Raw genomic sequence first — 24,162 nt, forward strand, 5'->3', positions numbered from 1 at the left:
GCGCTATGGCCCGGTTGCTTCCCGGCCTGCTGCTCGCTAGCATCGGGCTTTCCTCGACACAGTTCGCCGATGCCTCTCTCGCCCGCCGCCAATGTCCATCCAGGCACGCCTACCGGTGTGACGCTGGACACCCGCTTTCAGGTGGAAACCCCGGAAGGTATCGACCTGATGCTGCGCCCTGCCGGCCTGATCCCGCGGGCGCTCGCCTTCGCCATCGACCTGGCGATCCGCGGCCTGATCCTGTTGCTGATGTTCGTCATCCTCGCGCTGCTGGGCCAGCTCGGCATGGGCCTCGGAACCATCCTGCTGTTTATCGTCACCTGGTGGTACATGGTGCTGTTCGAGGTGCTCAACCAGGGCCGCTCGCCAGGCAAGCAGATGATGGGCCTGCGTGTCGTTCACGATGACGGCACACCGGTCGGCTGGGCCGCTTCGCTGACCCGCAACCTGCTGCGCTTCGTCGATATGCTGCCGTTCGGCTACACCCTGGGCATACTCAGCTGCCTCAATCACCCGGCCTTCAAGCGCCTGGGCGATCTGGCCGCCGGCACCCTGGTGATCTACCGCGATCTGCCGCTCAAGCGGCCACCGCTGCTGCCTGTCGAACCCTTGCACGCGCCCTTTGCCTTGAGCCTGAACGAGCAGCGGGCGCTGCTGGGCTTTGCCGAACGCCAGGCGGAGCTCTCCAGCGCCCGCCGTGCCGAGTTGGCGGCGATTCTTGCCGAGCCCCTGGCAGTACCGGCGGAGCAGGCTGAAGCACAGATCAACCGCATCGCCCGTGGGTTGGTGGGGCCGACATGAAGCAGAGCCAGTTCGAAAACCGCCATCAGGCCGACTGGCAGCGCTTCAGCCAACTGCTCGATGCCCTGGAGCGCGGCAAGGCCGAGGGCAAAGCCTGCCAGACGTTCGCCGCCGACTACCGGCACCTGTGTCAGCAGTTGGCGCTAGCCCAGGAGCGTGGCTACAGCAGCCACCTGATCGACCAACTGCAACTGCTGGCCATGCGCGGCCATCAGCAGTTCTACCGGCATCGCAGCCACCTCGGGGCGCAACTGATCGGTTTCATACTCGGCGGTTTTCCTCGCCTGGTGCGCGCCGAATGGCGCAGCGTGCTGGCCGCCAGCCTGCTGTTCTTCGGCAGCCTGATCGGCATGGGGCTGCTGGTCTACCTGTTTCCCGACCTGGTCTACAGCGTGATCGCCCCCGAGCAGGTGGCATCGATGGAGTCCATGTACGACCCTGACAGCTCGCGCATTGGCCGCTTCAGCGAACGCGACTCCGGCGACGACTGGATGATGTTCGGCTTCTACATCATGAACAACATCGGTATCGCCTTTCAGACCTTTGCCAGTGGCCTGCTGTTCGGCCTCGGCAGCCTGTTCTTCCTGCTGTTCAACGGCCTGATGATCGGCGCCGTGGCCGGGCACTTGACCGAAATCGGTTACAACCAGACCTTCTGGTCCTTCGTCATCGGCCATGGCGCCTTCGAACTGACCGGCATCGCCCTGTCCGGTGCCGCCGGCCTCAAACTCGGCTGGGCCTTGCTCGCGCCGGGCCGCCTGACCCGCGGCGAGGCCCTGCGCCTGGCAGCCGGGCGCAGCGTGCAACTGGTCGGCGGAGTGATCCTGTTCCTGTTGATCGCCGCTTTTATCGAGGCGTACTGGTCCTCCATGACCTACACCACGCCCCAGATCAAATACCTGGTCGGCGCCGGGCTGTGGCTGCTGGTACTGGCCTACTTCATCGGCGCTGGACGGACTGCCCATGCGCCTGACTGACGCCAGCGTGGCCATCCGCCCCCGCAGCGCCTGGGAAGCCCTGGATCTGGGTGCACTCCTGGCGCGCCGGCACGCCGGTCTGCTGATGGCCAGCTGGGCGCTGGTCACCTTGCCGATATTCGCGCTGCTCAGCCTGCTGCTGTGGGACTACCCGAGTTGGGCGCTGTTCCTGTTCTGGCTGCTGAAGCCAGCCTACGAACGTCTGCCGCTGCACATTCTGTCCCATGCCCTGTTCGGCGACACGCCGACGCTCAAGCAAGCCCTCAAGGCCTGGCCGCGCCTGCTCAAGCCGCAACTGCTGGCCAGCCTGACCTGGCGCCGCCTGAGCCTGACCCGCAGCTTCGATTTGCCGGTGCTGCAACTCGAAGGCCTCGCGGGCCAGGCGCGCAGCCAGCGCCTGATCGTCCTCGGCCAGCGTGACGCCGCTGCGGCGACCTGGCTGACGCTGGTCGGCATGCACCTGGAAAGCGCCCTGTGGCTGGGCCTGATCACCCTGTTCTACCTGCTGCTGCCACAACAGATCGAACTGGACTGGAGCTGGCAAAGCCTGATCGACGCCGCCTCAGGCCAGTGGCTATGGCTGGAGCACTTGTCCAATCTGCTCTATGTGCTGATCCTGATCATCTGGGAACCGGTCTATGTCGCCTGTGGCTTCACCCTCTACCTGAACCGCCGCACCGCCCTGGAAGCCTGGGATATCGAGCTGACCTTCCGCCGCCTGCGCCAACGCCTCACCGGCGTGGCCTACGCCGTGCTGCTCGGTGCCGGCCTGTTCCTGCTGCAAACACCTGGCCCCGCCTGGGCCGCGACCGACACCACTGTCAGCAGTTGCCCATTGCCCAGCGAAGACCCACACGGGCCGGAAGCCGAGCGCCTGCAACAGCAGCCACTGACCAGCAAAGCCGCGCAAACCAGCATCGCCACCCTGCTCGACCAGCCACCCTTCGAGAATCGCGAAACCGTGACACGCTGGCGCTTCGGTGAAGAAACCGAAGCAAAACAGCCGAGCGCGGCTGACAACCCGGACCTGGCCAAGCTACTCAAGCATTTCATCGACCTGCTCGAACTCTGGAGCAGCATGGACAAGGTCGCGCTGTTCTTCGAAGTGCTGCTCTGGGGTACGCTCATCAGCCTGCTGGTAGTGCTCGGCTGGCGCTACCGCGACTGGCTGAACACCTTCGCCGGGCGTTTCAGCCTGCCGCAACGGCGTAAGCGCGAGGTGCCAGCCATGCTGTTCGGCCTGGAAGTCTCCCCCGAAAGCCTGCCCGAGGATGTCGCCAGCGAGGCCGAACGGCTCTGGGCCGAGCAACCGCGCGAAGCGCTCGGGTTGCTCTACCGCGCGCTGCTCAGCCGCCTGCTGCACGACTTCCGCCTGCCGCTCAAAGGCTCGCATACCGAAGGCGAAGTCCAACGACTGGTGCAGAGCCTCGAACAGGCCGAACTGAGCCGCTTTACCCAGGTGCTCACGCGCCACTGGCAAAACCTCGCCTACGGCCACCAACTGCCGCCGGAAAACCTCAAACGCGGTCTCTGTGAAGGCTGGCGCCGACTCTTTCAGCAGAGTGCCCCGGTATGAGCCGGCGTGCCTCATTCTACCTGGGCGCCGGCCTGCTCCTCGCGCTGGGCCTGCTGGCCATTTATTTGCTCGGCCGCCTGTCGCCCTACCAGACCACCATCGAGCACGGGCCAGCCCCGGAAGTCGCCGCCAATCCCTACCTGGCCGCCGAGCACTTTCTGCGCGCTCGCGGCCTGAACGTGCAACGCGCCGACGGCCTGCAGGCGCTACCCGGCTTGCCAAGCCAGGGGCAGACCCTGCTGCTGCTCGGTGACCGCAAACACATGACCCCACGGCAAGCCGAGCGAGTGCTGGCGTGGGCCGCCCAGGGCGGTCATTTGTTGTTCGTCGCCGAGCGCGTATGGGACGAGGACGAGGGCAAAAGCGGCGACCTGCTGCTCGATCGCCTGCAGATTCAGCAATACCTGGCCGAAGACCTCGACGACGAAGCCCAAGACGCGGACGACGCAGACTCAAGCGAGGCCGACCCGGAGAGCGCCGAGCAGCAGACTGACGCAGCAGACTCGAAGCCGACAGACGAACAGGCCGAGGATGCAGACCGCTACCCCGAACTGACCAAGCTGTACCTGGAGAACGAGAAAGCCCCGGCGTATATCAGCTTCGATACCGACTTCCACCTCTTCGATGCCGAGAACCAGGCGCAGGCCTGGGCCAACAGCGGCGAGGCCACTCACCTGCTGCAACTCAACCACGGCGACGGGCTGATCACCGTACTGACGGACAGCTGGGTCTGGCAGAACCGCAACATTGGCGACTACGACAACGCCTGGCTGCTCTGGTACCTGACCCAGGACAGCGCCGTCACCCTGCTCTACCGCGCCGAGCGCGACGACCTGGCCAGCCTGCTGCTGCGTAATTTCCCCGAAGCACTGGTGGCGCTGGCCCTGCTGATCGCCCTCGGCCTCTGGGCCGCTGGCCTGCGCCAGGGACCGCTGCAAGCCCCGGCCAGCCGCGCCCGTCGGCAATTGCAGGAGCACCTGCGCGGCAGTGCCGATTTCCTTCGCCGTTGCAGCGGCCAACAGAGCCTGCTGCAGGGCCTGCAGCGCGATATCCAGCGGCAGGCGCGCCGCCGCCACCCCGGTTTCGAACGCCTCGATGTTGCGGCGCAATGGCAGACTCTCGGGCGCCTGACCCGCCTGCCGACCAGTGCCATCAGCCAAGCCATGCGCCCGCTGCCCCCGCAGCGCCTTTCCGCCGCCGACTTCACCCGCCAGGTCGCCCACCTGCAAACCCTTAGGAATGCCTTATGAGCGAACAGACGCCCGAACAGCCAGTACCCGAAACCACTACCAGCGCGGCGGCCAATCCGGCACCCGCCCCCATGGCCAACCCGGCCGTGCAACGGCAACGCGCCAGCCAACTGGCCCAGGCCCTGCGCCAGGAACTGCAAAAAGCCGTGATCGGCCAGAGTGCGGTGATCGACGATGTGCTGACCGCCCTGATCGCCGGCGGCCACGTGCTGATCGAAGGCGTGCCCGGCCTCGGCAAGACCCTGCTGGTTCGCGCCCTCGCCCGCTGCTTCGGCGGCGAGTTCTCGCGCATCCAGTTCACCCCGGACCTGATGCCCAGCGACGTCACCGGCCACGCCGTGTATGACCTGCAATCCGAGCAGTTCAAGCTGCGCAAGGGGCCGGTCTTCACCAACCTGCTGCTGGCCGATGAAATCAACCGCGCGCCGGCAAAAACCCAGGCGGCGCTGCTGGAAGTCATGCAGGAACGCCAGGTGACCCTGGAAGGCCGCGCCCTGCCGGTACCGCAGCCCTTTATGGTGCTGGCCACGCAGAACCCGATCGAACAGGAAGGCACCTATCCGCTGCCGGAAGCCGAACTCGACCGCTTCATGCTCAAGCTACGCATGGACTACCCCTCGGTCGATGAGGAGCTGAACATGGTGCGCCAGGTGAGCCGCTCATCGAAAGCCGACATGCTCGAGGTCACGACGCTGCGCACCCTGCTGCAAGCCAAGGATGTGCAGGCCCTGCAGAAGATCGCCAGCGAACTGCCGCTGGACGAGCAGGTGCTCGACTACGCCGTGCGCCTGGCCCGCGCCACCCGCAGCTGGCCGGGTCTGGCCATCGGCGCCGGGCCGCGCGCCTCGATCGCGCTGGTACGCGGCGGCCGGGCACGGGCGCTGTTGCGCGGTGGCGACTTCGTGCTCCCGGACGACATCAAGGGCTGCGCCCTGGCCGTATTGCGTCACCGCGTGCGGCTCTCGCCGGAGCTGGACATCGAAGGGTTGTCGGTCGATCAGGTGCTGCAGCAATTGCTCGACCAGGTCGCGGCACCGCGCCTATGAAGTGTCCGGCATGAAACCGTCCCGCACACTGTTGCTGCTGCTCGGCGGCCTGCTCGGCGCCGCCATTGTGCTCGGCAGCCTGACGGCGCTAGGGATCAAGCTGCCCGCGACCTTGCAACCGCTCTGGTGGGGCCTGTTGTTGGCCCTGACGCTGATCGCCGCGACGGACGCGCTCTGGCTGCGGCGCCTGCCTTCACCGCAGCTGGAGCGCCAACTGCCGGGCAATCTGTCGCTCGGCCGCTGGGGCGAAGTCAAGCTGACCGCTCACCACCGCTTCACCCAGGCGCACCGGCTGGACGTGTTCGACCACGTACCCGCCGGCATGGAATTCGAACACCTGCCGCAACGCATCGAGCTGCGCCCCGGCGAACAAACGCAATTCAGTTACCGGGTACGGCCGCTGGTGCGCGGGCACTTCAGTTTCCCCCGCTGCGAACTCAGCCTGCCCAGCCCGCTGCGCCTGTGGCAAGACCGGCGCTTGCTGGAACTCGCCGCGCAGACCCGCGTCTACCCGGACTTCGCCCGCCTGTATGGCGCCCAGCTGATGGCCGTGGACGACTGGCTCAGCCAGCTCGGGGTGCGCCAGCGCCCACGACGCGGCCTGGGGCTGGAATTCCATCAGCTGCGCGAGTTCCGCGATGGCGATACCCTGCGGCAGATCGACTGGAAAGCCACCGCTCGCAAGCGCACCCCGATTGCCCGTGAATACCAGGACGAGCGCGACCAACAGATCATCTTCCTGCTCGATTGCGGTCGCCGGATGCGCAGCCAGGATGGCGATCTCTCGCACTTCGACCACGCCCTCAACGCCTGCCTGCTGTTGAGCTATGTGGCGCTGCGTCAGGGCGATGCGGTGGGGCTGGCGACCTTTGCCGGTGACCAGTCGCGGTTCGTCGCACCGGTCAAAGGCCAGGCCCAGCTCAGCGTATTGCTCAACGCCGTGTACGACCTGGAGAGCAGCCGCCGTCCGGCCGACTTCGCCGCGGCCATCGACACCCTGCTCGCCCGCCAACGCCGCCGCGCCCTGGTGGTGCTGGTCAGCAACCTGCGCGACGAAGACGACGAGGAGTTGCTGCCGGCACTCAAACGCCTGGGGCGACAGCATCGCGTGCTGCTCACCAGCCTGCGCGAGGAAGTTCTCGACCAACTGCGCCAAACGCCGGTACAAGGTTTCGAGGATGCCTTGGCCTACTGCGGCACCGTGGACTACCTGAATGCCCGCGCCGGCCTGCACGAACGGCTGACGGCGCACGGAGTCCCGGTATTGGATGCACGCCCCAGCGAACTCGGTCCCGAGCTGGTCGGACGCTACCTGGCGTGGAAGAAAGCCGGGGTGTTTTGATCGGCAATAGAAGCAAAAAGCGCAAACCCTTAGGAGCGGGCCATGCCCGCGATGCTTGAAGGGCTTTCGCGGGCATGCCCCGCGCCTACGAAGAACAGCGTATTCCGGCTAACTAGAACGCGGCGTTACACCGATGCGGCCAGGGTATGAAAGCTGAAGTACTGGCGCAGGGCGTCGACCATCTCGACATAGTCCGCCGGTGGCGCAACCAAGGCGAAACCGGAATCGTAGCCGCCGGGGGTGACGTCTTCGCGGCACCACTGACAGGTGGCGGAGAAGTCGATCAGGCGTTGCTCGGGCTGCCCGGGAATCTTCAAACACATCTCGAAGCGTGCGCCGACCAGCATCGGCAGCTGGCTGATCAGCATCAGGCCGTCCAGCGAGACATTGCCGATGTAACCCATGGGTTTATCGGTGATGCGGTTGAAGACCTTGAGGTAGTAAGGCAGTTGATGGCGTTCGATTCGGCGTTCATTTCGCATGATGGCAAATCGCTATAAGTGGTAACTGAGTATGGTCGCACTCTTACCGCCAAGCCAGCCTCAACCGCAGCGCGAGCTGACACGCTCGGTCAATTGGCGACGAGCGGTGTCTATCTGGGTGTCGTTGTAATAGACCCGCTGCCCCTGCGCATCGGTGGAGTAGTACCGCCCACCATTGGCGATCTGCGCCAGGTTGCTGCGCAGTTCGCGGCACTCCTGCTCACGCTTGCGCTGACGCTCTGCCGCCTGCGTGGCGGCCTGCTCCTGCTCTTGCCGACGCGCCTCGTAGAACTTCTCGGTGCGCGCCACGCGCTCGCGGGTGGCGGCATCGCGCTCGACCACTTGCGGCTTGACCTCGACCTGTTCGGCACCCGCGCTCGGGCGCTGCTCGAAGTGCACTTGCCCCTGCGCATCGGTCCAGCGATAGATCTCTGCAGCGGCCAATTCCGGCAACAACAGTACACAGCACAACAGGTAACGCATGGCTTTCCTCCCTGAACCAATATTCCAGCTTAGCGCTGAGCGACAACCACTCAAGCGGGCCGCGACCGACGGTTGAACGCCGCTCACAAAGACGCGGGAGAAGCCTTGGCCGGCTCCGTGCTGCGGTGGCCGAGTTGCTGCAATGTCTCCAGGCGGGCGCGGGCGCGGTACGCATACTCGCTCGCCGGGTAGCGCGCGATGATGAATTGATAGGTCTGCGCCGCATCGACAAACAGGTTCTCGCGCTCCAGGCACTGACCGCGCAGCAGCGAGATTTCCGGTTGCATATAGTTGCGCGAACGGCTTTTGCGCTCCGCCTTGGACAACTCCAGCATCGCCTTATCGCAATTGCCGCGGTTGTACTCCTGGTAAGCGTTATTCAAATGGTAATCGAGCGACCAACGGGTGCAGCCGACGGCACTCAGGGCCAAGACCAGAACGAGAAAAATTCGCATGGGCATATCCTCCGGTATGCAGTTTATCGACTGTCACGAGAAAAACTGCAGATTCCAGTGTGCAGCATATCCTCCGATTGGAACCGTGCCGCCACGCTTGGCTCGCCACCCGGGCGCTGACTAGACTGGCCGTACCCGGCCCTGGCGCCAAGGAACCATCATGCCCATTCGCCTCGCTCTGCTGCTCTGCACCGCCACATTGGTCGCCTGCGCCCCGACCACGCCGCTGTTCATTGCCCAAGTCAGCACCCACGAAGTGGCCGAGTACAAGACGCTGAAGAGCAACCGCATGACCGCGGCGATAGAAGAGGAAGGCGACCTGCTGACCTACAGCGCCCTGGCCATCCGCGACGCGAAGAGCGCAAAAGCCGAGCAAACCTACCTGGCCGGCTATCACGACCAGAAACTCAGCGCTGAAGTGCGCGCCATTGCGCTGTACCAGATCGGCCTGATTTACATGAGCCGCTACAACGACGAGCGCAATGACGCGAAAGCGCTCAACTACTTCTATCAGGCGCGCAACCAATTCCCAGGCACACGCGCTGCCAGCCGCAGCGCGGCGCACATCGAGTCGATCCAGCAGCGCGCCCAGGCTCCGGTGCAGAAAACCGCGCGCGAACTGCTGGCCCATTGGCAGCCGAGCCAGAACCTCGACCTCTATCAAGCCAGCCTCGACCCGGACATGACCCTGCTGTCCCGGCGCGCGGTACTCAAGGACCGCGTCGCCGAAGCCGAAGAGCTCTACCGGCTGGCCCTCAGCGACAGCGGCGTGCAGGCCGACATCAAGGAAAAGGCGCTCTACCAGTTGGCCCTGATGTACCTCGCCAGCGACAACCCCCACGCCAATCGCGACAAGGCCATCGCTTACCTGCGTCAATTGCTGGAGCAGTACCCCGGCAGCGCGCTGGCCAACCAGGCGTCACGCCACCTGGACCAGGCCCTGAACCTGTCAACGCCATAAGCTGTCACGCCCAGGCCTCAGGCTTTGCTACCGAGGCCGGCGTGTTCAGGCACTTTGAGTGCGCCGCTCGGCTATCTCGCATCGTGCTTTTGCAGCGGTATGCCTAGTCCTGTGCGCGCCGCACCCAGCGCTTTTAGGTAGTGCAGCAGAACAATGACTACAGCGCCGCAGCATAGTAGCCTCGCATTCTGCTCGAACCCTGGAGTCCTTCGCATGACCTTCCGCCGCACTAAAATCGTCGCCACCCTCGGCCCAGCCAGTAATTCTCCCGAAGTGCTGGAACAGCTGATCCTCGCCGGGCTCGACGTCGCCCGCCTGAACTTCTCCCACGGCACCCCCGACGAACACAAGGCGCGCGCACGCCTGGTCCGCGAGATCGCCGCCAAGCATGGCCGCTTCGTCGCGCTGCTCGGTGACCTGCAGGGGCCGAAGATCCGCATCGCCAAGTTCACCGACAAACGCATCGAGCTGAAGGAAGGCGACACGTTTCGCTTCTCCGTCACCCATCCGCGCAATGCCGGCACCCAGGATGTGGTCGGCATCGACTATCCGGATCTGATCAAGGACTGCAAAACCGGCGACGAGCTGTTGCTCGATGACGGCCGCGTGGTGATGCGCGTCGACTCGACCACCGCGGACGAGCTGCACTGCAAGGTACTGATCGGCGGACCGCTGTCCGACCATAAAGGCATCAACCGCCGCGGCGGTGGCCTTACGGCACCCGCGCTGACCGACAAGGACAAGGCCGACATCAAGCTTGCGGCGGAAATGGAACTGGACTACCTGGCAGTGTCCTTCCCGCGCGATGCCGCCGACATGGAACTGGCTCGCCGCCTGCGCGACGAAGCCGGTGGCACGGCCTGGCTGGTGGCGAAGATCGAACGCGCCGAAGCGGTGGCCAACGATGAAACCCTGGACGGCCTGATCCGTGCCAGTGATGCGGTGATGGTCGCCCGTGGCGATCTCGGCGTGGAAATCGGCGATGCCGAGCTGGTCGGCATCCAGAAGAAAATCATCCTCCACGCGCGCCGCTACAACAAAGCGGTGATCACCGCGACGCAGATGATGGAGTCGATGATCAGCAGCCCGATGCCGACCCGTGCGGAAGTCTCCGACGTTGCCAACGCCGCGCTGGACTTCACCGACGCGGTGATGCTCTCGGCCGAAAGTGCCGCCGGCCTCTACCCGGTCGAAGCGGTGACGGCCATGGCGCGGATTTGTGTCGGCGCCGAAAAGCACCCGACCAACAAACGCTCCAGCCATCGCCTGGGCCAGACCTTCGAACGCTGCGATGAAAGCATCGCCCTGGCGGCGATGTACACCGCTAACCACTTCCCCGGCGTGAAGGCGATCATCTGCCTGACCGAAAGCGGCTACAGCCCGCTGATCATGTCGCGCATCCGCTCCGAGATCCCGATTTTCGCCTTCTCCCCGCACCGTGAAACCCAGGCCCGCGTGGCCTTGTTCCGTGGCGTCTACACCGTGCCCTTCGACCCAGCGGCATTGCCGGCGGACAAGGTCAGCCAGGCGGCGGTCGACGAGCTGCTCAAGCGCGGAGTGGTACAGCCGGGCGACTGGGTGATCCTGACCAAAGGCGACAGCTACCACACCATCGGCGGCACCAACACCATGAAGATCCTGCATGTGGGCGAGCTGCTGGCTTAAGCAGAGCCGCCTGACTGTTCCGTATGGGAGTCGCTTCAGCCACGCTACTTTTCGCGGCTGAAGCGACTGCCACCGGGGGCCTCGATCACCACCCGTACACGCCTCAAGCGAACTTGGAAAAATCCGGCGCGCGCCGCTGCATGAATGCCGACAAGGCCTCGACCGCTTCCGGCGAACGCAGGCGCTGACCAAACAACTCGCCCTCTTGCGCAATCACCTGGCGTAGCGTTTCGCGCCCTGGGGCGTGCATCAACCGTTTACTGACTTCCACCGCTGACGGTGCCAACTGCAAGAAGCGCAGCGCCATCTCCCGGGCTTTGGCCAAGGTCGCGGCGCCATCTTCCAAGGCCGCATTGGCGATCCCCCAGGCCGCCGCCTGCTCGCCACTGAAGGATTCGCCCAACAACAACAGCTCCGCCGCCTTGGCGTGGCCGAGCATCTGCGGCAGGATCAGGCTGGAACCGAACTCAGGGCACAAGCCGAGGCTCACGAACGGCATTTTCAACCGGGCATCGCGACTGACATACACCAGGTCGCAATGCAGCAGCAGCGTGGTGCCAATACCCACGGCGGCACCGGCAACAGCCGCGACCACCGGCTTTTTCATCTCGAACAAAGCGCGCATGAAGCAAAACACCGGACTGTCCAGCCCGGTTGGCGGCGCCTGGAGGAAGTCGGCGATATCGTTGCCGCTGGTGAAACACTCGCTGCTGCCGCTGATCAGCACCACGCGCACGCGCGGGTCGGCATCGGCGGCTTCCAGTTCCTCGGCCATGCGGCTGTACATCGCACGGGTCAATGCATTCTTCTTGTCCGGGCGGTTCAGGCGCAGGGTCAACAGCCCCTCTTCGCGCTCGACGACTACGTGCTCGCTCATATCAATCCTCGGGATAGCCACCGCGCTTAACGGGCGTGCGGCAAAAACAGGTCTGCGAGCATTTGGTTGCGCGGCAGACCCGCCAAATAGAGCCGGCGGGAAAAGCTCTCGACGCTGGCCGGATGGCCGCAGAGTAAGGCGAGGGTTTGTCGTGAAACAAGGCGCAGTTCGGCCAAAGCTGCTGGCAACTCGGCCGCGCTGAGCAACTCGACCTGTAGCTGCGGGTGCTGGAGGGCCAACTCGGCGAGTTCGCGGGCAAGGTAATGCTCGGACGCATCGCGAGCCAGATGGATCAGCCGAATAGTGCCCTGATGCTCCTGGCGCAAGGCTTCGCGCAGCACCCCGTACAGTGGCGCCAAACCGGTGCCGGCGGCCAGCAGCCAGAGCGGCCGCGCCTGCCAATCCGGGTCGTAATGCAGCGCGCCGCCACGCAATTCGCCAAGCCGCAGCAGATCCGCGGCCTTGAGTTGGCGCGCCGCGTCGCTGAAGGCACCGCTGTGACGGCAATCCAGATGGAATTCCAGCCAAGGATCTTCGCCCGGCAGGCTGGCCAGGGAGTACGGCCGCGCCACGCCCGCCGGGCTCCACAGCACCAGGTGCTGACCCGCACGATAGTGCAACGGGCGCTCGGGCAGCAGCCGCAGGCGCAGCACATCAGGACTGAGCCAGGTACAGCTGTCGACCTGTGCTGGCGCGCCATCACGCAGGGGGTCGAACACTTCGACGCTGAGGTCATCGACTACCCGGCACTGGCACGCCAGGCGCCAGCCTTGCTCACGCTGAGCCGCTGCCAGCGCCTCGGGCTTGGCATCCAGCGGTTCGCCACGCACGCAGCGCACCAGGCAGGCATGACAACTACCCGCCCGGCAGCTGAAGGGCACCGCGATACCCGCGCCGAGCAGGGCATCCAACAGGTTGCTGGCCGGGGCCACCGTGCAACGTTGGCCGGCGACGCACAATTCAGGCACCACGACTCTCCCACGCCGCATCGCAGCGGTTGCGCCCGCCACGCTTGGCCCGGTAAAGCGCCTGATCGGCCCGGTGCAGGGCCTCGTCGAGATCATCGCCAAGCATCAGCAAGGTCATGCCAGCAGACAGGCTGATGCCCTCCACCTGCACGCCCACCGGCTCGGCACACGCGAAGGCTTCACGCAGGCGCTCGCAGCAGGCGGTCAACTGATCGGCATCGGTATTGGGCAACAACAACACGAACTCCTCGCCGCCATAGCGCGCCAATATATCGCCATCGCGCAGACAGGCGCGGGCCACGGCGGCGAAGGTTTGCAAGACCCGGTCACCCGCCGCATGGCCATGGGCATCATTGATCCGCTTGAAGTGATCCAGGTCGATCAGCGCCAGGCCATGCTGACGCCCCGGCCGCAGGCTGCCCAGCTCGCGCGCGGCGAGCCGGAGGAAATGCCGACGATTGAACAACCCGGTCAATTCGTCGGTGGCGACCAGATCTTCCAACTGGCGCATCATCCCCCGCAGGGTGTCCTGGTGTGCCTGCAACGCGAAACGCCGCTGGCGCATGCGCAGGCGCATCGCCTGTACATAACCGGCAAACAGGCTCAACCACGCCAGGACAACGAACAGGGTGCATATCTGCAGCGCCGCCAGCCCCGGATCAGCCAGGCGCATCTGGTAGGCATCCCAGAAGTTGATGCCGGCGAAGCCGAGAAAAGCCAGCGCCGCACAACGGGCAAAAACCCGTGGCTGCAACTGGAACACGCCAAATAGCAGAACCAGCACGTAGATCACCAACAAAGTGCCACGCGCGCTGTCGAGGTGGTAAAGCAGATAGGTGTGCCAGGCCACGGCCAGCAAAACCTGCGGCTCGGTCAGGCTGGGGTCGCGAAAGCGCAGGTTGTAGCCGCTGAGGAACACGAGCAACAGCACCACCTGGCTGAGGACCACCAACGCGCAACTGATCAGTGCATTGGACAACGGCGCACGGTACAGATCGCTGAACACCAGGATTCCGAACAAGGTCAAACTCAGGCCGTAAGTTGCCGCCGCCATGCCGAAACGCTTCAGCAACAGGCTTTGTAGGGCTCTATGGGTGACCCTTTCACTGGCGGTGTTCATGGGCTCCATCCCGTACTGGCATCTTGCCGTCACTCTACCTCTGTGATCACAAAAAGCCTAGTACGCTGACTGGTGTGTTAGTCGACCAAGGACTATTGTCGGCGGGTGCGCCGCGGGCAAACGCCGCGTTATACTGCCGCGCCTATTTTTGCCTTGCCTTTTTACCTTGAGAGCCTGCGCCGGGTCATGGTCCGGCGCGCCTCGATGTTCCCGTGTTTATAGAGGAGCGCGCCGCATGACCGTGATCAAGCAAGACGACCTGATTCAGAGCGTCGCCGACGCCTTGCAGTTCATTTCCTACTACCACCCGGTAGATTTCATCCAAGCCATGCATGAGGCGTACCTGCGCGAAGAGTCGCCGGCCGCCCGCGACTCCATGGCGCAGATCCTGATCAACTCGCGCATGTGCGCCACCGGCCATCGGCCGATCTGCCAGGACACCGGCATCGTCACCGTATTCGTCCGTGTCGGCATGGACGTGCGCTGGGATGGCGCCACCATGGGCCTGGACGACATGATCAACGAAGGCGTACGCCGCGCCTACAACCTGCCGGAAAACGTCCTGCGCGCCTCGATCCTCGCCGACCCGGCAGGCGCCCGCAAGAACACCAAGGACAACACCCCGGCGGTGATCCACTACTCCATCGTCCCGGGTAACACCGTGGAAGTGGACGTCGCGGCCAAAGGCGGCGGCTCGGAAAACAAATCGAAGATGGCCATGCTCAACCCGTCCGACTCGATTGTCGACTGGGTTTTGAAAACCGTACCGGAGATGGGCGCTGGCTGGTGCCCACCAGGCATGCTCGGCATCGGCATCGGCGGCACCGCCGAGAAAGCCGCGGTGATGGCCAAGGAAGTATTGATGGAGTCCATCGACATCCACGAACTGAAGGCCCGTGGCCCATCCAACCGTCTCGAAGAGATGCGCCTGGAGCTGTTCGAGAAGGTCAACCAACTGGGTATTGGCGCCCAGGGCCTCGGCGGCCTGACCACCGTGCTCGACGTGAAGATCATGGACTACCCGACCCACGCCGCCTCGTTGCCGGTGTGCATGATCCCCAACTGCGCCGCCACCCGTCACGCGCACTTCGTGCTCGACGGTTCCGGCCCGGCCTCGCTGGAAGCGCCACCGCTGGACGCCTACCCGGAAATCGTCTGGGAAGCCGGCCCGTCGGCCCGCCGTGTCAACCTCGACACCCTGACCCCGGAAGACGTGCAGAGCTGGAAGCCGGGCGAAACCGTGTTGCTCAACGGCAAGATGCTCACCGGCCGCGACGCTGCGCACAAGCGCATGGTCGAGATGCTGAACAAGGGTGAAACCCTGCCGGTGGACCTCAAGGGGCGCTTCATCTACTACGTCGGCCCGGTCGATCCGGTACGCGAAGAAGTGGTCGGCCCGGCCGGCCCGACCACCGCCACGCGGATGGACAAGTTCACCCGGCAGATCCTCGATCAGACCGGCCTGCTGGGCATGATCGGCAAGTCCGAACGCGGCCCGATCGCCATCGAAGCGATCAAGGACTACAAGGCGGTCTACCTGATGGCTGTGGGCGGCGCCGCTTACCTGGTCGCCCAGGCGATCAAGAAGTCGCGCGTGGTAGCCTTCGCCGAACTCGGTATGGAAGCGATCTACGAGTTCGAGGTCAAAGATATGCCGGTGACCGTCGCGGTCGATGCCAAAGGCGAATCGGTGCACATCACCGGTCCGGCGATCTGGCAGAAGAAGATCAGCGAAAGCCTGGCGGTGGAAGTGCAGTAAGCGCTTTAACCGTTAAATAAAAAGCCCGGCCAAGTGCCGGGCTTTTTATTGGGCAAAAGCCACCCTACAGGGCGCGCGGAACCAAGCTCAGTTCAGTCACCCCGGCCCGCCGCTGGCTGAGATAGCGGGTGCAACTGACGCGCAGGAAAGAGGCGAAGTTCAGCACCTCGCCGCGATAGTCCATGACTTCCTCGTACAGTTTGCTGATCAGCTGGTTGGTGCTCATGCCATCGACTGCGGCGATTTCCGAGAGGATGTCCCAGAACTGGTTTTCCAGACGCAGGGTGGTGACCACGCCGCAGATACGCAGCGAGCGCGAGCGGGACTCGTAGAGAATCGGGTCGGCTTTGACATACAGCTCGCACATGGGGCTTGGCCTCGGTAATGAGCATTGGCGTAGGAGCGGGCCTGGCCCGCTCCTACAGACCTTACAGCTTGATCTCGGTGCCCAGCAGCATGAGGAAACCAGCCAGCCAGTTCGGGTGCGCGGGCCAGGCCGGGGCGCTCACCAGGTTACCCTCGATATGCGCATGATCCACGGCAATGTCCACATACACGCCACCGGCCAGCTGCACTTCCGGCGCGCAGGCCGGATAGGCGCTGCACTCGCGGCCTTTGAGCACGCCCGCGGCGGCCAGTAGTTGCGCGCCATGGCAGACCGATGCAATCGGCTTTTTGGCCTTGTCGAAGGCTTTTACCAGTTCCAGCACTTTCTTGTTCAGACGCAGGTATTCCGGCGAGCGGCCGCCGGGGACGACCAGGCCGTCATAGTCTTTGGCCTTGACCTTGGCGAAGTCGAAGTTCAGGGCGAAGTTATGCCCGGGCTTTTCGCTGTAGGTCTGGTCGCCCTCGAAATCATGGATAGCGGTGCGCACCGCCTGCCCGGTGATCTTGTCCGGACAGACCGCATGCACGGTATGGCCGACCATCTGCAGGGCCTGGAAAGGCACCATGGCTTCGTAATCTTCGACGTAGTCGCCGACCAGCATCAAAATCTTTTTCGCGGCCATCAGGCATCTCCTGGCTAGGGTTGGGGGCCGTTGCAGTATTCCTGCGACCCAAAGCGCTCAGGTAATAGGCTAGTACTACCTGCCGGCTTTGAACGCCTCACTGCATCGCCCTGCCTGCAACCGCCAGCCGCCCTACTTGGTCGCGAGCAGGCGCTTGAGCTCGCTGCGCACCATGCTGGCGTATTCGGGCGGCGCCAGGGTGCCGAGCTGGGCGCGCATCCACTCGTCCCACTTACCTTTGCGCTTGGCTTTTTCACCGAGAATCCGCCCGGCTTCGACCTTCGAGCGCAACAGATTGGCCTGCCACATGTCGTACAGACGCGATTTCTCTTCTTCGATGGAGGAACGTGCGTCACCGGGTTGATTGGCCAAGTTGAAGCTCATCGAGCGCTCCTGCAACTGAAAAGGGGCGCGCATTCTACCCAGCCTGGCCGAGATGACCAGTGCTACCTGCGCGTTATCCCAGCTGACCTGGGCGCAAACCCGTCAGGCTTCAGATGCCGATCTTCTCCAGTGCTTTGCCGACGCCGCGCCAGAAACCGCGCTGCGGACGAATACGCTCGCCACCCGCGGCAATCCGCTCGAACGGCTGCACTTCACGAGTGGCACTGATTTCCTCTTGCGCCAGACCTTCTGCCACCAGCTGCAACGGCCCGTCCCCGGCACTTGGCGCACCATCGCTGATGGGCGGCGGATTCAACTCGTCGTAACGCAGGTAATAGATGCCTCCGGCCTCGGCATCCAGGGCGAAACTGGCGATGCGGGTGAAATCCAGCGGCCCCTCGGCCAGCAGCGTCCAGTAGCTGCCAAGCAGCGGCCGGCGCATTTCCAACTGATAACTGGCAATCTCGAATTCCAGCACCAGATAACCGTTGCTCGGCAGGCTGCCGATCAATTGGTTGTTGAGGAACAAACCCGGCGCCTCCAGCTCCTGATCGGCCCAGGCGCTTTGCGGGCGATAGAGGTAGACCAGGGCATGGTTCTCGTCGCTCAAGGCGTGCCGCGTGAACGCCGCCCCATCGCTGGCGCCGAAGAACGCACCAGGTGTGGAGCAACCAGCCAGGGTGGCCAGCAGCGACAGAGCGAACAGGTGGTGGCGCATGCGCGCATCCCTCTTATGGTTATGCGCCGAGCATAGCCAGCCGGCTCACGCGCAACACCCGACAAAAGGCTGGGGAACGCTGAATGACCTGACGTAACGCGGCACCGTGCGCACCGGGCGTCCGCGAGTAAAGTCGACGGCCGACCGTCAGCGGCGCCGGTCGAGCAGGTTGACCACCAGCCGATCCAACCAGCCCCACACCCGCTGTTGCACGCGCCGCCACCAGGGCCGGGCCTTCCAGCCTTCCAGAGTGATTTCCCGGCTGTTGCCGAAATCGGTGACGAAGCTGGCCGCGACCGCTGCGGCCAGCGCCGGGTCCAGCGCCTCTAGGTTGGCTTCCAGATTGAAGCGCAGGTTCCAGTGATCGAAGTTGCACGAGCCCAGGCTGACCCAGTCATCGACCAGCACCATCTTCAAATGCAGGAAGCACGGTTGGTACTCGAAGATCCGCACGCCGGCCTTGAGCAGGCGCGGGTAGTAACGCTGGCCGGCGAACCGCACCGGAGGGTGATCGGTGCGCCGCCCGGTCAGCAACAAATGCACCTCCACGCCCCGCGCCGCGGCTTTGCGCAAGGCGCGGCGAACTTTCCAGGTCGGCAGGAAATACGGCGTCGCCAACCAGACCCGCTGACGCGAGCTGTTCAAAGCCCGCACCAGCGACTGCAAAATGTCGCGGTGCTGCCAGGCGTTGGCGTAGGCCACACGGCCCAGGCCTGCGCCCGCCGGGGGGCACAGCGGCAAGCGTGGCAACCCGGTCTGCCGGGCGGGTTTCCAGGCCAGGCGCGTCTGGCAGGCCTGCCATTGCCGGTCGAACAGTTGCTGCCAGTCGGCCACCAGCGGGCCGGCCATTTCCACCATCACCTCATGCCAGGCGCTGGTCGCCTGGCCGGGCGTCCAGAACGCGTCGGTCACCCCGGTGCCACCGACAAACGCCCACTGACCATCGACCAGAAGCAGTTTGCGATGATCCCGATAAAGATTGCGCAAACCCCGGCGCAGCTTGATCGGGTTATAGAACCGTAACGCGATCCCGGCGTTGAGCAGGCGCTCGCGCTCGCGCGTGAGCAAACCCAAGCTGCCGTAATCGTCGAACAGGCAGCGTACCTGCACGCCACGTTCGGCGGCGGCGCAGAGCACCTGCACCAAGGCATCGACGCAGGCCCCGGCCTCGACCAGATACAGCTCCAGCTCGACCTGCCGCTCGGCTCGCGCAATCACCTCGAACATGCGCGGAAAGAAGGCCGGGCCATCGATCAACAAATCGAAGCGGTTAGCGCTGCGCCACGGAAAGACCGCGCTAGGCATCAGGCTGACGCCCAAGGCGGGCAGGCGGCACATTGCGGCAATAGTCGTCGCTTGCTTGCACTGGCCATATCGTTCTCCCTGACAGCGGCAGCGCTGCTAACGCACCGTAAAGATCAAGACCACACCCACCGGCACCGACAAGCTGATAGCCGATAAATCCGCCACCTGGCGCAACGCTTCGAGGCCGGCGGCCAGGCCGAAGTCCTCGGCCTGCAACACCAGCGGCGCCAGGGTTACCACCTGGAAGCGCTGATCATCCAGGCGCGTGGCCAGCAACTCGGCGTCGTAGTTGTGCTGCTGACCATGCAGCTTGACCGTCAGCGGCAGGCGCAGTTCCAGTTGCGCGCCGGACGCCAGGTCGGTGATCGGGCGCAGGTCGAGTTGCGCACTGATCTGGGCCTCGGCAAAGGTCGCGGTGTCGAAAAACAGCTTGCGCAAACGCTCATCGCGCAGGGGAATACCGGTACTGACCGAGTCCAGCTCGACGCGCAACTTCGCCAGGCCGGCGTTATCGATCTGGCCGTGCAGGGTGAGGAAACGATGAACTTCGGAGAAGTTGCCGGCTTTGGTCGAAATGAACGACAGGCGCGAGGACTCATTGTCCAGGTACCAGCCGGCCTGAACCGGCAAGGCAACGCAGGCAGCGAGAAGCAGGGCAAACAGCGTGGGCATCGGAACTCTCGGGCAGCAGACTCAGGCGGCACGATAACCGCCTGAGCTCGCCTTGCAAACCCGGGGGCGCCAGGGAGATTGCCCGCCGGGCATGCCGAACGCCACAGGACCGCTCCCCCCACGGCAACAGCGGTTCAGGACTCCGGCAACGCCGTCGCTTGCGGCAACAGCTGGCAGCCCTGACGTGGGCCGAGCCAGGCGGCCGTCTGGCTGCTGCCCAGGCCGCGTGCGGTAACCCGCTTGTTGGCCGCGTCATCGAAGAAACCACTGGTGGGCACGTACTGTTTGACGTAACCCAGGCAATAGTCCGCTGGGTTATCCATCACATAACGGCAGGAGCAGTACTCCTTGGCCGAGTAGGCGCCGATGATGCCGGGGAAGGCTTGCAGATGAACGCGGTTCTGCCAGCCGAGCAAGGCCAGTGCGATAACGATCAGCAGCAACAGGCTGCTGAACGGACGACGTTTGATAAAGGCGCTCATTGCTTGGCCCCCGCAGCGAAAGCCGCTTTCGCGAGTTTCAGCAATTGGTTGTGCTGGTAGCTTTTGTCGCGATCATCGCCATAGCGGACGATCACCAGTTTCTCGCTCGGCAACACATACAACCCCTGCCCCCAATGGCCGAGCGCGGCAAACGCATCATCCGGCACATCCGGCCAAGGCTTGGCGGCACCAGCCAGCGGCACGTTCAACCACCACTGCCCACCGGGCACCGCCTCACCGGCAGTCTCGACAGACGGCTGGTAATTGGCGAACGGCGTGCGGTTGAAGTCGACCCAGGCCTTGGGCAACAACTGACGCTCGCCCCACCGGCCATCGCGCTGCATCAACAAGCCTACCCGGCCCAGATCACGGGCGGTCATATAGGCGTAGGAAGACGCGACGAAAGTGCCACTGGCATCGGTTTCCCAGACTGCGCTGCGGATGCCGAGCGGCTCGAACAACGCGTTCCAGGGATAATCCTTGTACGCCGGCTCGCCGACCATGCCCTTCAAGGCTGCCGAGATCAGGTTGCTGTCGCCACTGGAATAGCGAAAGCGGGTGCCGGGCGCGACGTCCTGCTCGATGCTTGCCGCATAGGCCGCCATATCCGCACGACCACGGGTGTAGAGCATCGCCACCACGGTGGATTTCAGCGGCGCATATTCGTAGCCCTCCTGCCAGGCCAGACCGGAGGCCCAGTTCAGCAGATGGCCGAGTTTGACCTCGGGATGCCCGGCGAACGGCGGGTAGAACTTGGCCACCGGGTCATCCAGCTTGAAGCGTCCGTTGCCATAGGCCGTACCCAGGGTCGCGGCCATCAGGCTCTTGCTCACCGACCAGGTCAGGTGCGGGGTTTCGGCCTTGGTCGGGCCGGCATAGCGCTCGTAGACGATTTCACCGTCGCGGATCACCAGCAGCGCGTCGGTGCGGATGCCCTTGCGGGTCGCATCATCGCGGACGGGAAAGGCGTAAGCCTCCAGGGCTTCGATGGCCGGGCTGGGCGCGGCCGGGGCACGGGCCCAGTCGACGGCGGGCCAGGTTTCGGCGCGGGTCAGGGTGGCCATCGCGCACAGGCTGAGCGCAAGGCTCAGACGACGCAGGACGAGAGCGGGCATTGAGCAGCCTCTTGTGGGTAGAAGAGGCGAACCCTAGCACGGGCCAGATGACGGAAAATAGCGCCGAACGTGCCGCTTCTGCGGACTATTCGGCGCGTATTGCAGGCTAAGCCGCGGTCAACGCCGCCAGCGCGTTTTCCAGGCGCTTGGCCCTCGGCCCGCGGGCGATTTCCAGCAGCTTGCAGTCACGCTGCCAGACCGCCGCCAACGCCGTCGGGCCCGCAGCAAATGCCGCGCTCAACTCGGCTTTCATCCCATCGAACTGAGCGAATACGCCGGCCAGCAGCAGATGCGTCGCGGGCGAGGTGGCGCACTGCCGGGCGGCTTCGGCGCAGCCGCCAAGTACACCGAGCAGGCGCAACCTGAGCGCCTGCGGCCAGCCCTGTTCCTGACCGATACCGTACAGCCAGGCGCCGACGGCAGTCAGCACGTGCAGGTCTTCAAGGGTGCGGAAGGGCTTCGCGTAGGCATCCCAGCCATCGCCTGCCAAGCGCTCGCACTGGGCGCCATCGAGATGCAGGCGGGCGTGGCCGATATCCGGCATCAAGGCCAACGCCGGCAGCGGTTCGATGCGCACACCCGGCGCACCGCTGTAGGTCACGCAGAGGGCCAGTTGCGGCCTGGCCCCCTCCAACTCGGTGCGCGCCACCACCAGCAGCCAGTCGGCGGCCTCGGCGGCGGTGACGAAATCCTTGCGCCCGTGCAGCGTCAGCCCGTCCAGGCGCGTGTGCATATCCGCCGGCCGCACGCTTTTGTTCTCGGTCACGCACAGCGCGCCAAGGGACCAGGGCGCCGATGGCCACAGCGCCCGCAGCGCTCCCTGGTAGCCGGCGAGAAAGGCCAGGCCCGGGCTTGCCGCCAGACGCCCGCCGAGCAGCGCCAACTCGAACGGGCTCACACCCTCGCCAAGCACGGCCAACAGGGCCGCATAGCCATCATCCAGGGCGGGCATCGCGGGCAGGCGCTCGCGGATTTCGAGCAGTCGTTGCCAGTGCATGGGGGGCTCCTTGTTCACTGTCATACAAGCATCACCAAAACTTCATGGAGGTGACACCGGGGCTACCTAACGTGAGCTTGCACAACAAAGCCGCTTGGCCGCAACCCGCATAAGGCTGGCTGACCAAGCGACATAACCGAGCGCAGTAGGAGGCTCATAGATGACCCAGATCGCTCGCACTCGTGACAACAATACCCAGGAACGCCGTCTGCAGGCCGAACGCCTGATTGGTCCGCGCGCATTGCGGGAGGCCCAGGCCCTGCGCTTTCGCGTATTCAGCAGCGAGTTCGACGCCAAACTCAAAGGCGCCGAACTCGGTCTGGACATGGATGACTACGACAGCCACTGCGCGCACATCGGCGTACGTGACCTGAACAGCGGCAACCTGGTCGCCACCACCCGCCTGCTCGACCACCAGGCCGCCCGCAGCCTCGGCCGCTTCTACAGCGAAGAGGAGTTCAGCCTGCACGGTCTCGCCCACTTGCAAGGTCCGGTACTGGAAATCGGCCGCACCTGCGTCGACCCGGCGTACCGCAACGGCGGCACCATCGCCGTGCTCTGGGGCGAACTGGCCGAAGTGCTGAACGAAGGCGGCTACAGCTACCTGATGGGTTGCGCCAGCATCTCCATGAAGGACGGCGGCATCCAGGCCCAGGCGGTCATGCAGCGCCTGCGCGAACGCTACCTGTGCACCGAACACCTGCGCGCCGAACCGAAAACCCCGCTGCCGGCGCTGGATCTGCCGAGCAACGTCATCGCCGAAATGCCGCCCCTGCTCAAGGCCTACATGCGCCTGGGCGCGAAGATCTGCGGCGAGCCGTGCTGGGACCAGGATTTCCAGGTCGCCGACGTGTTCATCCTGCTCAAGCGTGACGAACTCTGCCCACGCTACGCCCGCCACTTCAAGGCGGCGGTCTGATGGCCACGTTGCGACTTTGGTTGCGCATCGCCCGGCTGCTGGCGGTGATCGGGCTGGGGCTGCTGCTGGCCAGCGGCATGAGCCTGTTGGAGCGCTTGCAACTGCGCAACCTGCGGCAGATCCGCCAACGCCTGACCCGCTGGTACTTGCGGCGCCTGAGTGCGGCGCTGCCGTTCAAGGTCGAAGTCCAAGGCGAACTGCCGCGCCAGCCGATGCTCTGGCTCAGCAACCATGTGTCCTGGACCGATATCCCGCTGCTGGGGATGCTGGCGCCGCTGGCCTTCCTGTCCAAAGCCGAGGTGCGTAGCTGGCCGGTGGCGGGCTGGCTGGCGAAGAAGGCCGGCACCTTGTTCATCCGCCGCGGCTCGGGCGATAGCGGCCTGCTCAATCGGCAACTGACGGAACATCTGCAACAAGGCTGCGACCTGCTGATCTTCCCCGAAGGCACCACCACCGACGGCAGCCTGTTGCGCACCTTCCACGGGCGGTTACTGACCAGCGCCATCGAAGTCGGCGTGCCCTTGCAGCCGGTGGCGATCCGTTACCTGCGCAACGGCCAACTGGATTGCGCGATTGCGCCCTTTATCGGCGAGGATGATCTGCTCTCGCACCTGATGCGCCTGCTTTCCAGCGACCTGGCTGCCGTCCAGGTACAGCTGCTGACGCCCATCGAGACAGCCGGCCTGTCGCGCAGCGAGTTGGCCAAACAGGCTCATCTGGCCGTCAGCGACGCACTCTTCGGTGAAGCCGAGCAGTTGAGTCGCGCCGCTTGAGCTGCGCCACTGGACGCTCGATTCG

26 protein-coding genes are annotated in these 24,162 nt (G+C 64.7%); 11 read left to right on the plus strand and 15 right to left on the minus strand.

The window, feature by feature from the left end; all coding sequences use genetic code 11:
• The first annotated feature begins 69 nt into the window (after nucleotides 1-69).
• Genes AC3IYG_RS17510 through AC3IYG_RS17535 form a run of 6 tightly spaced genes read left to right on the plus strand, consistent with a single transcriptional unit; the run spans nucleotide 70 to nucleotide 6,992 of the window.
• Nucleotides 70-801, plus strand: a complete 732-nt coding sequence (locus AC3IYG_RS17510; RefSeq protein ID WP_489310555.1) for an RDD family protein — start codon at nucleotides 70-72, stop codon at nucleotides 799-801.
• Nucleotides 798-1,778, plus strand: coding sequence for a stage II sporulation protein M (locus AC3IYG_RS17515; RefSeq protein ID WP_489310557.1), 981 nt, complete (start codon nucleotides 798-800; stop codon nucleotides 1,776-1,778). Before AC3IYG_RS17510 ends, AC3IYG_RS17515 begins: the two co-directional genes overlap by 4 nt.
• Entirely contained in the window at nucleotides 1,765-3,354 is a 1,590-nt protein-coding gene (locus AC3IYG_RS17520) for a DUF4129 domain-containing protein (protein ID WP_489310559.1), read from the plus strand. Before AC3IYG_RS17515 ends, AC3IYG_RS17520 begins: the two co-directional genes overlap by 14 nt.
• On the plus strand, nucleotides 3,351-4,604 hold the full coding sequence (locus tag AC3IYG_RS17525; protein ID WP_489310561.1) for a DUF4350 domain-containing protein: 1,254 nt from the start codon (nucleotides 3,351-3,353) through the stop codon (nucleotides 4,602-4,604). The genes AC3IYG_RS17520 and AC3IYG_RS17525 overlap by 4 nt, the downstream gene beginning before the upstream one ends.
• The gene (locus AC3IYG_RS17530) at nucleotides 4,601-5,650 is read left to right on the plus strand and encodes an AAA family ATPase (RefSeq protein WP_489310563.1); all 1,050 of its coding nucleotides are present in this window, start codon (nucleotides 4,601-4,603) and stop codon (nucleotides 5,648-5,650) included. Before AC3IYG_RS17525 ends, AC3IYG_RS17530 begins: the two co-directional genes overlap by 4 nt.
• Nucleotides 5,651-5,660: 10 nt before the next feature.
• Entirely contained in the window at nucleotides 5,661-6,992 is a 1,332-nt protein-coding gene (locus AC3IYG_RS17535) for a DUF58 domain-containing protein (protein WP_489310565.1), read from the plus strand.
• A 125-nt stretch (nucleotides 6,993-7,117) separates the two neighbouring features.
• Here the strand turns inward: AC3IYG_RS17535 and AC3IYG_RS17540 are convergent, their stop codons facing one another.
• From AC3IYG_RS17540 to AC3IYG_RS17550, 3 genes are all read right to left on the minus strand, one after another.
• Complete coding sequence (locus AC3IYG_RS17540; RefSeq protein WP_489310567.1) at nucleotides 7,118-7,474, minus strand: PilZ domain-containing protein; 357 nt, start codon at nucleotides 7,472-7,474, stop codon at nucleotides 7,118-7,120.
• A 60-nt stretch (nucleotides 7,475-7,534) separates the two neighbouring features.
• Nucleotides 7,535-7,957 carry a DUF4124 domain-containing protein gene (locus tag AC3IYG_RS17545; RefSeq protein ID WP_489310569.1) on the minus strand — a complete coding sequence of 141 codons (423 nt, stop codon included), beginning with the start codon at nucleotides 7,955-7,957 and terminating at the stop codon, nucleotides 7,535-7,537.
• An 83-nt stretch (nucleotides 7,958-8,040) separates the two neighbouring features.
• On the minus strand, nucleotides 8,041-8,412 hold the full coding sequence (locus AC3IYG_RS17550) for a tetratricopeptide repeat protein (protein WP_489310571.1): 372 nt from the start codon (nucleotides 8,410-8,412) through the stop codon (nucleotides 8,041-8,043).
• A 160-nt stretch (nucleotides 8,413-8,572) separates the two neighbouring features.
• Here AC3IYG_RS17550 and AC3IYG_RS17555 point away from each other — a divergent pair, with 160 nt between their 5' ends.
• Both AC3IYG_RS17555 and pyk read left to right on the plus strand, forming a co-directional pair.
• Complete coding sequence (locus AC3IYG_RS17555) at nucleotides 8,573-9,373, plus strand: tetratricopeptide repeat protein (RefSeq protein ID WP_489310573.1); 801 nt, start codon at nucleotides 8,573-8,575, stop codon at nucleotides 9,371-9,373.
• A gap of 213 nt (nucleotides 9,374-9,586) precedes the next feature.
• Nucleotides 9,587-11,038 carry a pyruvate kinase gene (gene pyk, locus AC3IYG_RS17560; protein WP_489310575.1) on the plus strand — a complete coding sequence of 484 codons (1,452 nt, stop codon included), beginning with the start codon at nucleotides 9,587-9,589 and terminating at the stop codon, nucleotides 11,036-11,038.
• Nucleotides 11,039-11,141: 103 nt separating this feature from the next.
• Here the strand turns inward: pyk and AC3IYG_RS17565 are convergent, their stop codons facing one another.
• From AC3IYG_RS17565 to AC3IYG_RS17575, 3 genes are read right to left on the minus strand one after another with little or no spacing between them, the layout of a single operon-like run.
• A complete protein-coding gene (locus AC3IYG_RS17565; protein WP_489310577.1) occupies nucleotides 11,142-11,915 on the minus strand; it encodes an enoyl-CoA hydratase-related protein in 774 nt (257 codons plus the stop codon).
• A gap of 26 nt (nucleotides 11,916-11,941) precedes the next feature.
• Nucleotides 11,942-12,883: an iron-sulfur-binding ferredoxin reductase gene (locus tag AC3IYG_RS17570; protein ID WP_489310578.1), complete on the minus strand. Its 942-nt coding sequence runs from the start codon at nucleotides 12,881-12,883 to the stop codon at nucleotides 11,942-11,944.
• Nucleotides 12,876-14,003: a GGDEF domain-containing protein gene (locus tag AC3IYG_RS17575; protein WP_489310580.1), complete on the minus strand. Its 1,128-nt coding sequence runs from the start codon at nucleotides 14,001-14,003 to the stop codon at nucleotides 12,876-12,878. Before AC3IYG_RS17575 ends, AC3IYG_RS17570 begins: the two co-directional genes overlap by 8 nt.
• Nucleotides 14,004-14,238: 235 nt before the next feature.
• On the opposite strand from AC3IYG_RS17575, the gene AC3IYG_RS17580 reads away from it, so the two are divergent.
• Nucleotides 14,239-15,762: a fumarate hydratase gene (locus AC3IYG_RS17580; RefSeq protein ID WP_489310582.1), complete on the plus strand. Its 1,524-nt coding sequence runs from the start codon at nucleotides 14,239-14,241 to the stop codon at nucleotides 15,760-15,762.
• A gap of 64 nt (nucleotides 15,763-15,826) precedes the next feature.
• Here the strand turns inward: AC3IYG_RS17580 and AC3IYG_RS17585 are convergent, their stop codons facing one another.
• The 9 genes from AC3IYG_RS17585 to AC3IYG_RS17625 all read right to left on the minus strand — a co-directional run bounded on the left by AC3IYG_RS17585 (nucleotide 15,827) and on the right by AC3IYG_RS17625 (nucleotide 22,445).
• Nucleotides 15,827-16,129, minus strand: coding sequence for a ribbon-helix-helix domain-containing protein (locus AC3IYG_RS17585; protein ID WP_489310584.1), 303 nt, complete (start codon nucleotides 16,127-16,129; stop codon nucleotides 15,827-15,829).
• A gap of 61 nt (nucleotides 16,130-16,190) precedes the next feature.
• Nucleotides 16,191-16,775 (minus strand): DJ-1/PfpI family protein, encoded by a 585-nt coding sequence (locus AC3IYG_RS17590; RefSeq protein WP_489313945.1) that lies wholly within the window; start codon nucleotides 16,773-16,775, stop codon nucleotides 16,191-16,193.
• A gap of 129 nt (nucleotides 16,776-16,904) precedes the next feature.
• The gene (locus AC3IYG_RS17595) at nucleotides 16,905-17,156 is read right to left on the minus strand and encodes a hypothetical protein (protein ID WP_489310586.1); all 252 of its coding nucleotides are present in this window, start codon (nucleotides 17,154-17,156) and stop codon (nucleotides 16,905-16,907) included.
• A gap of 109 nt (nucleotides 17,157-17,265) precedes the next feature.
• A complete protein-coding gene (locus tag AC3IYG_RS17600; protein ID WP_489310588.1) occupies nucleotides 17,266-17,874 on the minus strand; it encodes a DUF2846 domain-containing protein in 609 nt (202 codons plus the stop codon).
• A 147-nt stretch (nucleotides 17,875-18,021) separates the two neighbouring features.
• Nucleotides 18,022-19,179 carry a phospholipase D-like domain-containing protein gene (locus AC3IYG_RS17605; RefSeq protein WP_489313946.1) on the minus strand — a complete coding sequence of 386 codons (1,158 nt, stop codon included), beginning with the start codon at nucleotides 19,177-19,179 and terminating at the stop codon, nucleotides 18,022-18,024.
• Between the two features lie 96 nt (nucleotides 19,180-19,275).
• Complete coding sequence (locus AC3IYG_RS17610; protein ID WP_489310590.1) at nucleotides 19,276-19,851, minus strand: YceI family protein; 576 nt, start codon at nucleotides 19,849-19,851, stop codon at nucleotides 19,276-19,278.
• Between the two features lie 134 nt (nucleotides 19,852-19,985).
• Nucleotides 19,986-20,333, minus strand: coding sequence for an amidase (locus AC3IYG_RS17615; protein WP_489310592.1), 348 nt, complete (start codon nucleotides 20,331-20,333; stop codon nucleotides 19,986-19,988).
• The gene (locus tag AC3IYG_RS17620; protein WP_489310594.1) at nucleotides 20,330-21,448 is read right to left on the minus strand and encodes a serine hydrolase domain-containing protein; all 1,119 of its coding nucleotides are present in this window, start codon (nucleotides 21,446-21,448) and stop codon (nucleotides 20,330-20,332) included. The genes AC3IYG_RS17615 and AC3IYG_RS17620 overlap by 4 nt, the downstream gene beginning before the upstream one ends.
• A gap of 106 nt (nucleotides 21,449-21,554) precedes the next feature.
• Nucleotides 21,555-22,445: an acyl-CoA dehydrogenase family protein gene (locus tag AC3IYG_RS17625; protein WP_489310596.1), complete on the minus strand. Its 891-nt coding sequence runs from the start codon at nucleotides 22,443-22,445 to the stop codon at nucleotides 21,555-21,557.
• Nucleotides 22,446-22,605: 160 nt separating this feature from the next.
• Between AC3IYG_RS17625 and olsB the strand changes: the two genes are divergently transcribed.
• Both olsB and AC3IYG_RS17635 read left to right on the plus strand, forming a co-directional pair.
• Complete coding sequence (gene olsB / locus AC3IYG_RS17630) at nucleotides 22,606-23,364, plus strand: L-ornithine N(alpha)-acyltransferase (protein WP_489310598.1); 759 nt, start codon at nucleotides 22,606-22,608, stop codon at nucleotides 23,362-23,364.
• The gene (locus AC3IYG_RS17635; protein WP_489310600.1) at nucleotides 23,364-24,137 is read left to right on the plus strand and encodes a lysophospholipid acyltransferase family protein; all 774 of its coding nucleotides are present in this window, start codon (nucleotides 23,364-23,366) and stop codon (nucleotides 24,135-24,137) included. Before olsB ends, AC3IYG_RS17635 begins: the two co-directional genes overlap by 1 nt.
• Nucleotides 24,138-24,162 lie beyond the last annotated feature (25 nt).

It is taken from the genome of Pseudomonas sp. KH_027, from assembly GCF_057838565.1.

Coding starts and splice junctions, on each gene's coding strand:
- AC3IYG_RS17510 (WP_489310555.1), top strand. CDS start 70: ATGCCTCTCTCGCCCGCCGCCAATGTCCATCCAGGCACGCCTACCGGT.
- AC3IYG_RS17515 (WP_489310557.1), top strand. CDS start 798: ATGAAGCAGAGCCAGTTCGAAAACCGCCATCAGGCCGACTGGCAGCGC.
- AC3IYG_RS17520 (WP_489310559.1), top strand. CDS start 1,765: ATGCGCCTGACTGACGCCAGCGTGGCCATCCGCCCCCGCAGCGCCTGG.
- AC3IYG_RS17525 (WP_489310561.1), top strand. CDS start 3,351: ATGAGCCGGCGTGCCTCATTCTACCTGGGCGCCGGCCTGCTCCTCGCG.
- AC3IYG_RS17530 (WP_489310563.1), top strand. CDS start 4,601: ATGAGCGAACAGACGCCCGAACAGCCAGTACCCGAAACCACTACCAGC.
- AC3IYG_RS17535 (WP_489310565.1), top strand. CDS start 5,661: ATGAAACCGTCCCGCACACTGTTGCTGCTGCTCGGCGGCCTGCTCGGC.
- AC3IYG_RS17540 (WP_489310567.1), bottom strand. CDS start 7,474: ATGCGAAATGAACGCCGAATCGAACGCCATCAACTGCCTTACTACCTC.
- AC3IYG_RS17545 (WP_489310569.1), bottom strand. CDS start 7,957: ATGCGTTACCTGTTGTGCTGTGTACTGTTGTTGCCGGAATTGGCCGCT.
- AC3IYG_RS17550 (WP_489310571.1), bottom strand. CDS start 8,412: ATGCGAATTTTTCTCGTTCTGGTCTTGGCCCTGAGTGCCGTCGGCTGC.
- AC3IYG_RS17555 (WP_489310573.1), top strand. CDS start 8,573: ATGCCCATTCGCCTCGCTCTGCTGCTCTGCACCGCCACATTGGTCGCC.
- pyk (WP_489310575.1), top strand. CDS start 9,587: ATGACCTTCCGCCGCACTAAAATCGTCGCCACCCTCGGCCCAGCCAGT.
- AC3IYG_RS17565 (WP_489310577.1), bottom strand. CDS start 11,915: ATGAGCGAGCACGTAGTCGTCGAGCGCGAAGAGGGGCTGTTGACCCTG.
- AC3IYG_RS17575 (WP_489310580.1), bottom strand. CDS start 14,003: ATGAACACCGCCAGTGAAAGGGTCACCCATAGAGCCCTACAAAGCCTG.
- AC3IYG_RS17580 (WP_489310582.1), top strand. CDS start 14,239: ATGACCGTGATCAAGCAAGACGACCTGATTCAGAGCGTCGCCGACGCC.
- AC3IYG_RS17585 (WP_489310584.1), bottom strand. CDS start 16,129: ATGTGCGAGCTGTATGTCAAAGCCGACCCGATTCTCTACGAGTCCCGC.
- AC3IYG_RS17595 (WP_489310586.1), bottom strand. CDS start 17,156: ATGAGCTTCAACTTGGCCAATCAACCCGGTGACGCACGTTCCTCCATC.
- AC3IYG_RS17600 (WP_489310588.1), bottom strand. CDS start 17,874: ATGCGCCACCACCTGTTCGCTCTGTCGCTGCTGGCCACCCTGGCTGGT.
- AC3IYG_RS17605 (WP_489313946.1), bottom strand. CDS start 19,179: ATGCCTAGCGCGGTCTTTCCGTGGCGCAGCGCTAACCGCTTCGATTTG.
- AC3IYG_RS17610 (WP_489310590.1), bottom strand. CDS start 19,851: ATGCCCACGCTGTTTGCCCTGCTTCTCGCTGCCTGCGTTGCCTTGCCG.
- AC3IYG_RS17615 (WP_489310592.1), bottom strand. CDS start 20,333: ATGAGCGCCTTTATCAAACGTCGTCCGTTCAGCAGCCTGTTGCTGCTG.
- AC3IYG_RS17620 (WP_489310594.1), bottom strand. CDS start 21,448: ATGCCCGCTCTCGTCCTGCGTCGTCTGAGCCTTGCGCTCAGCCTGTGC.
- AC3IYG_RS17625 (WP_489310596.1), bottom strand. CDS start 22,445: ATGCACTGGCAACGACTGCTCGAAATCCGCGAGCGCCTGCCCGCGATG.
- olsB (WP_489310598.1), top strand. CDS start 22,606: ATGACCCAGATCGCTCGCACTCGTGACAACAATACCCAGGAACGCCGT.
- AC3IYG_RS17635 (WP_489310600.1), top strand. CDS start 23,364: ATGGCCACGTTGCGACTTTGGTTGCGCATCGCCCGGCTGCTGGCGGTG.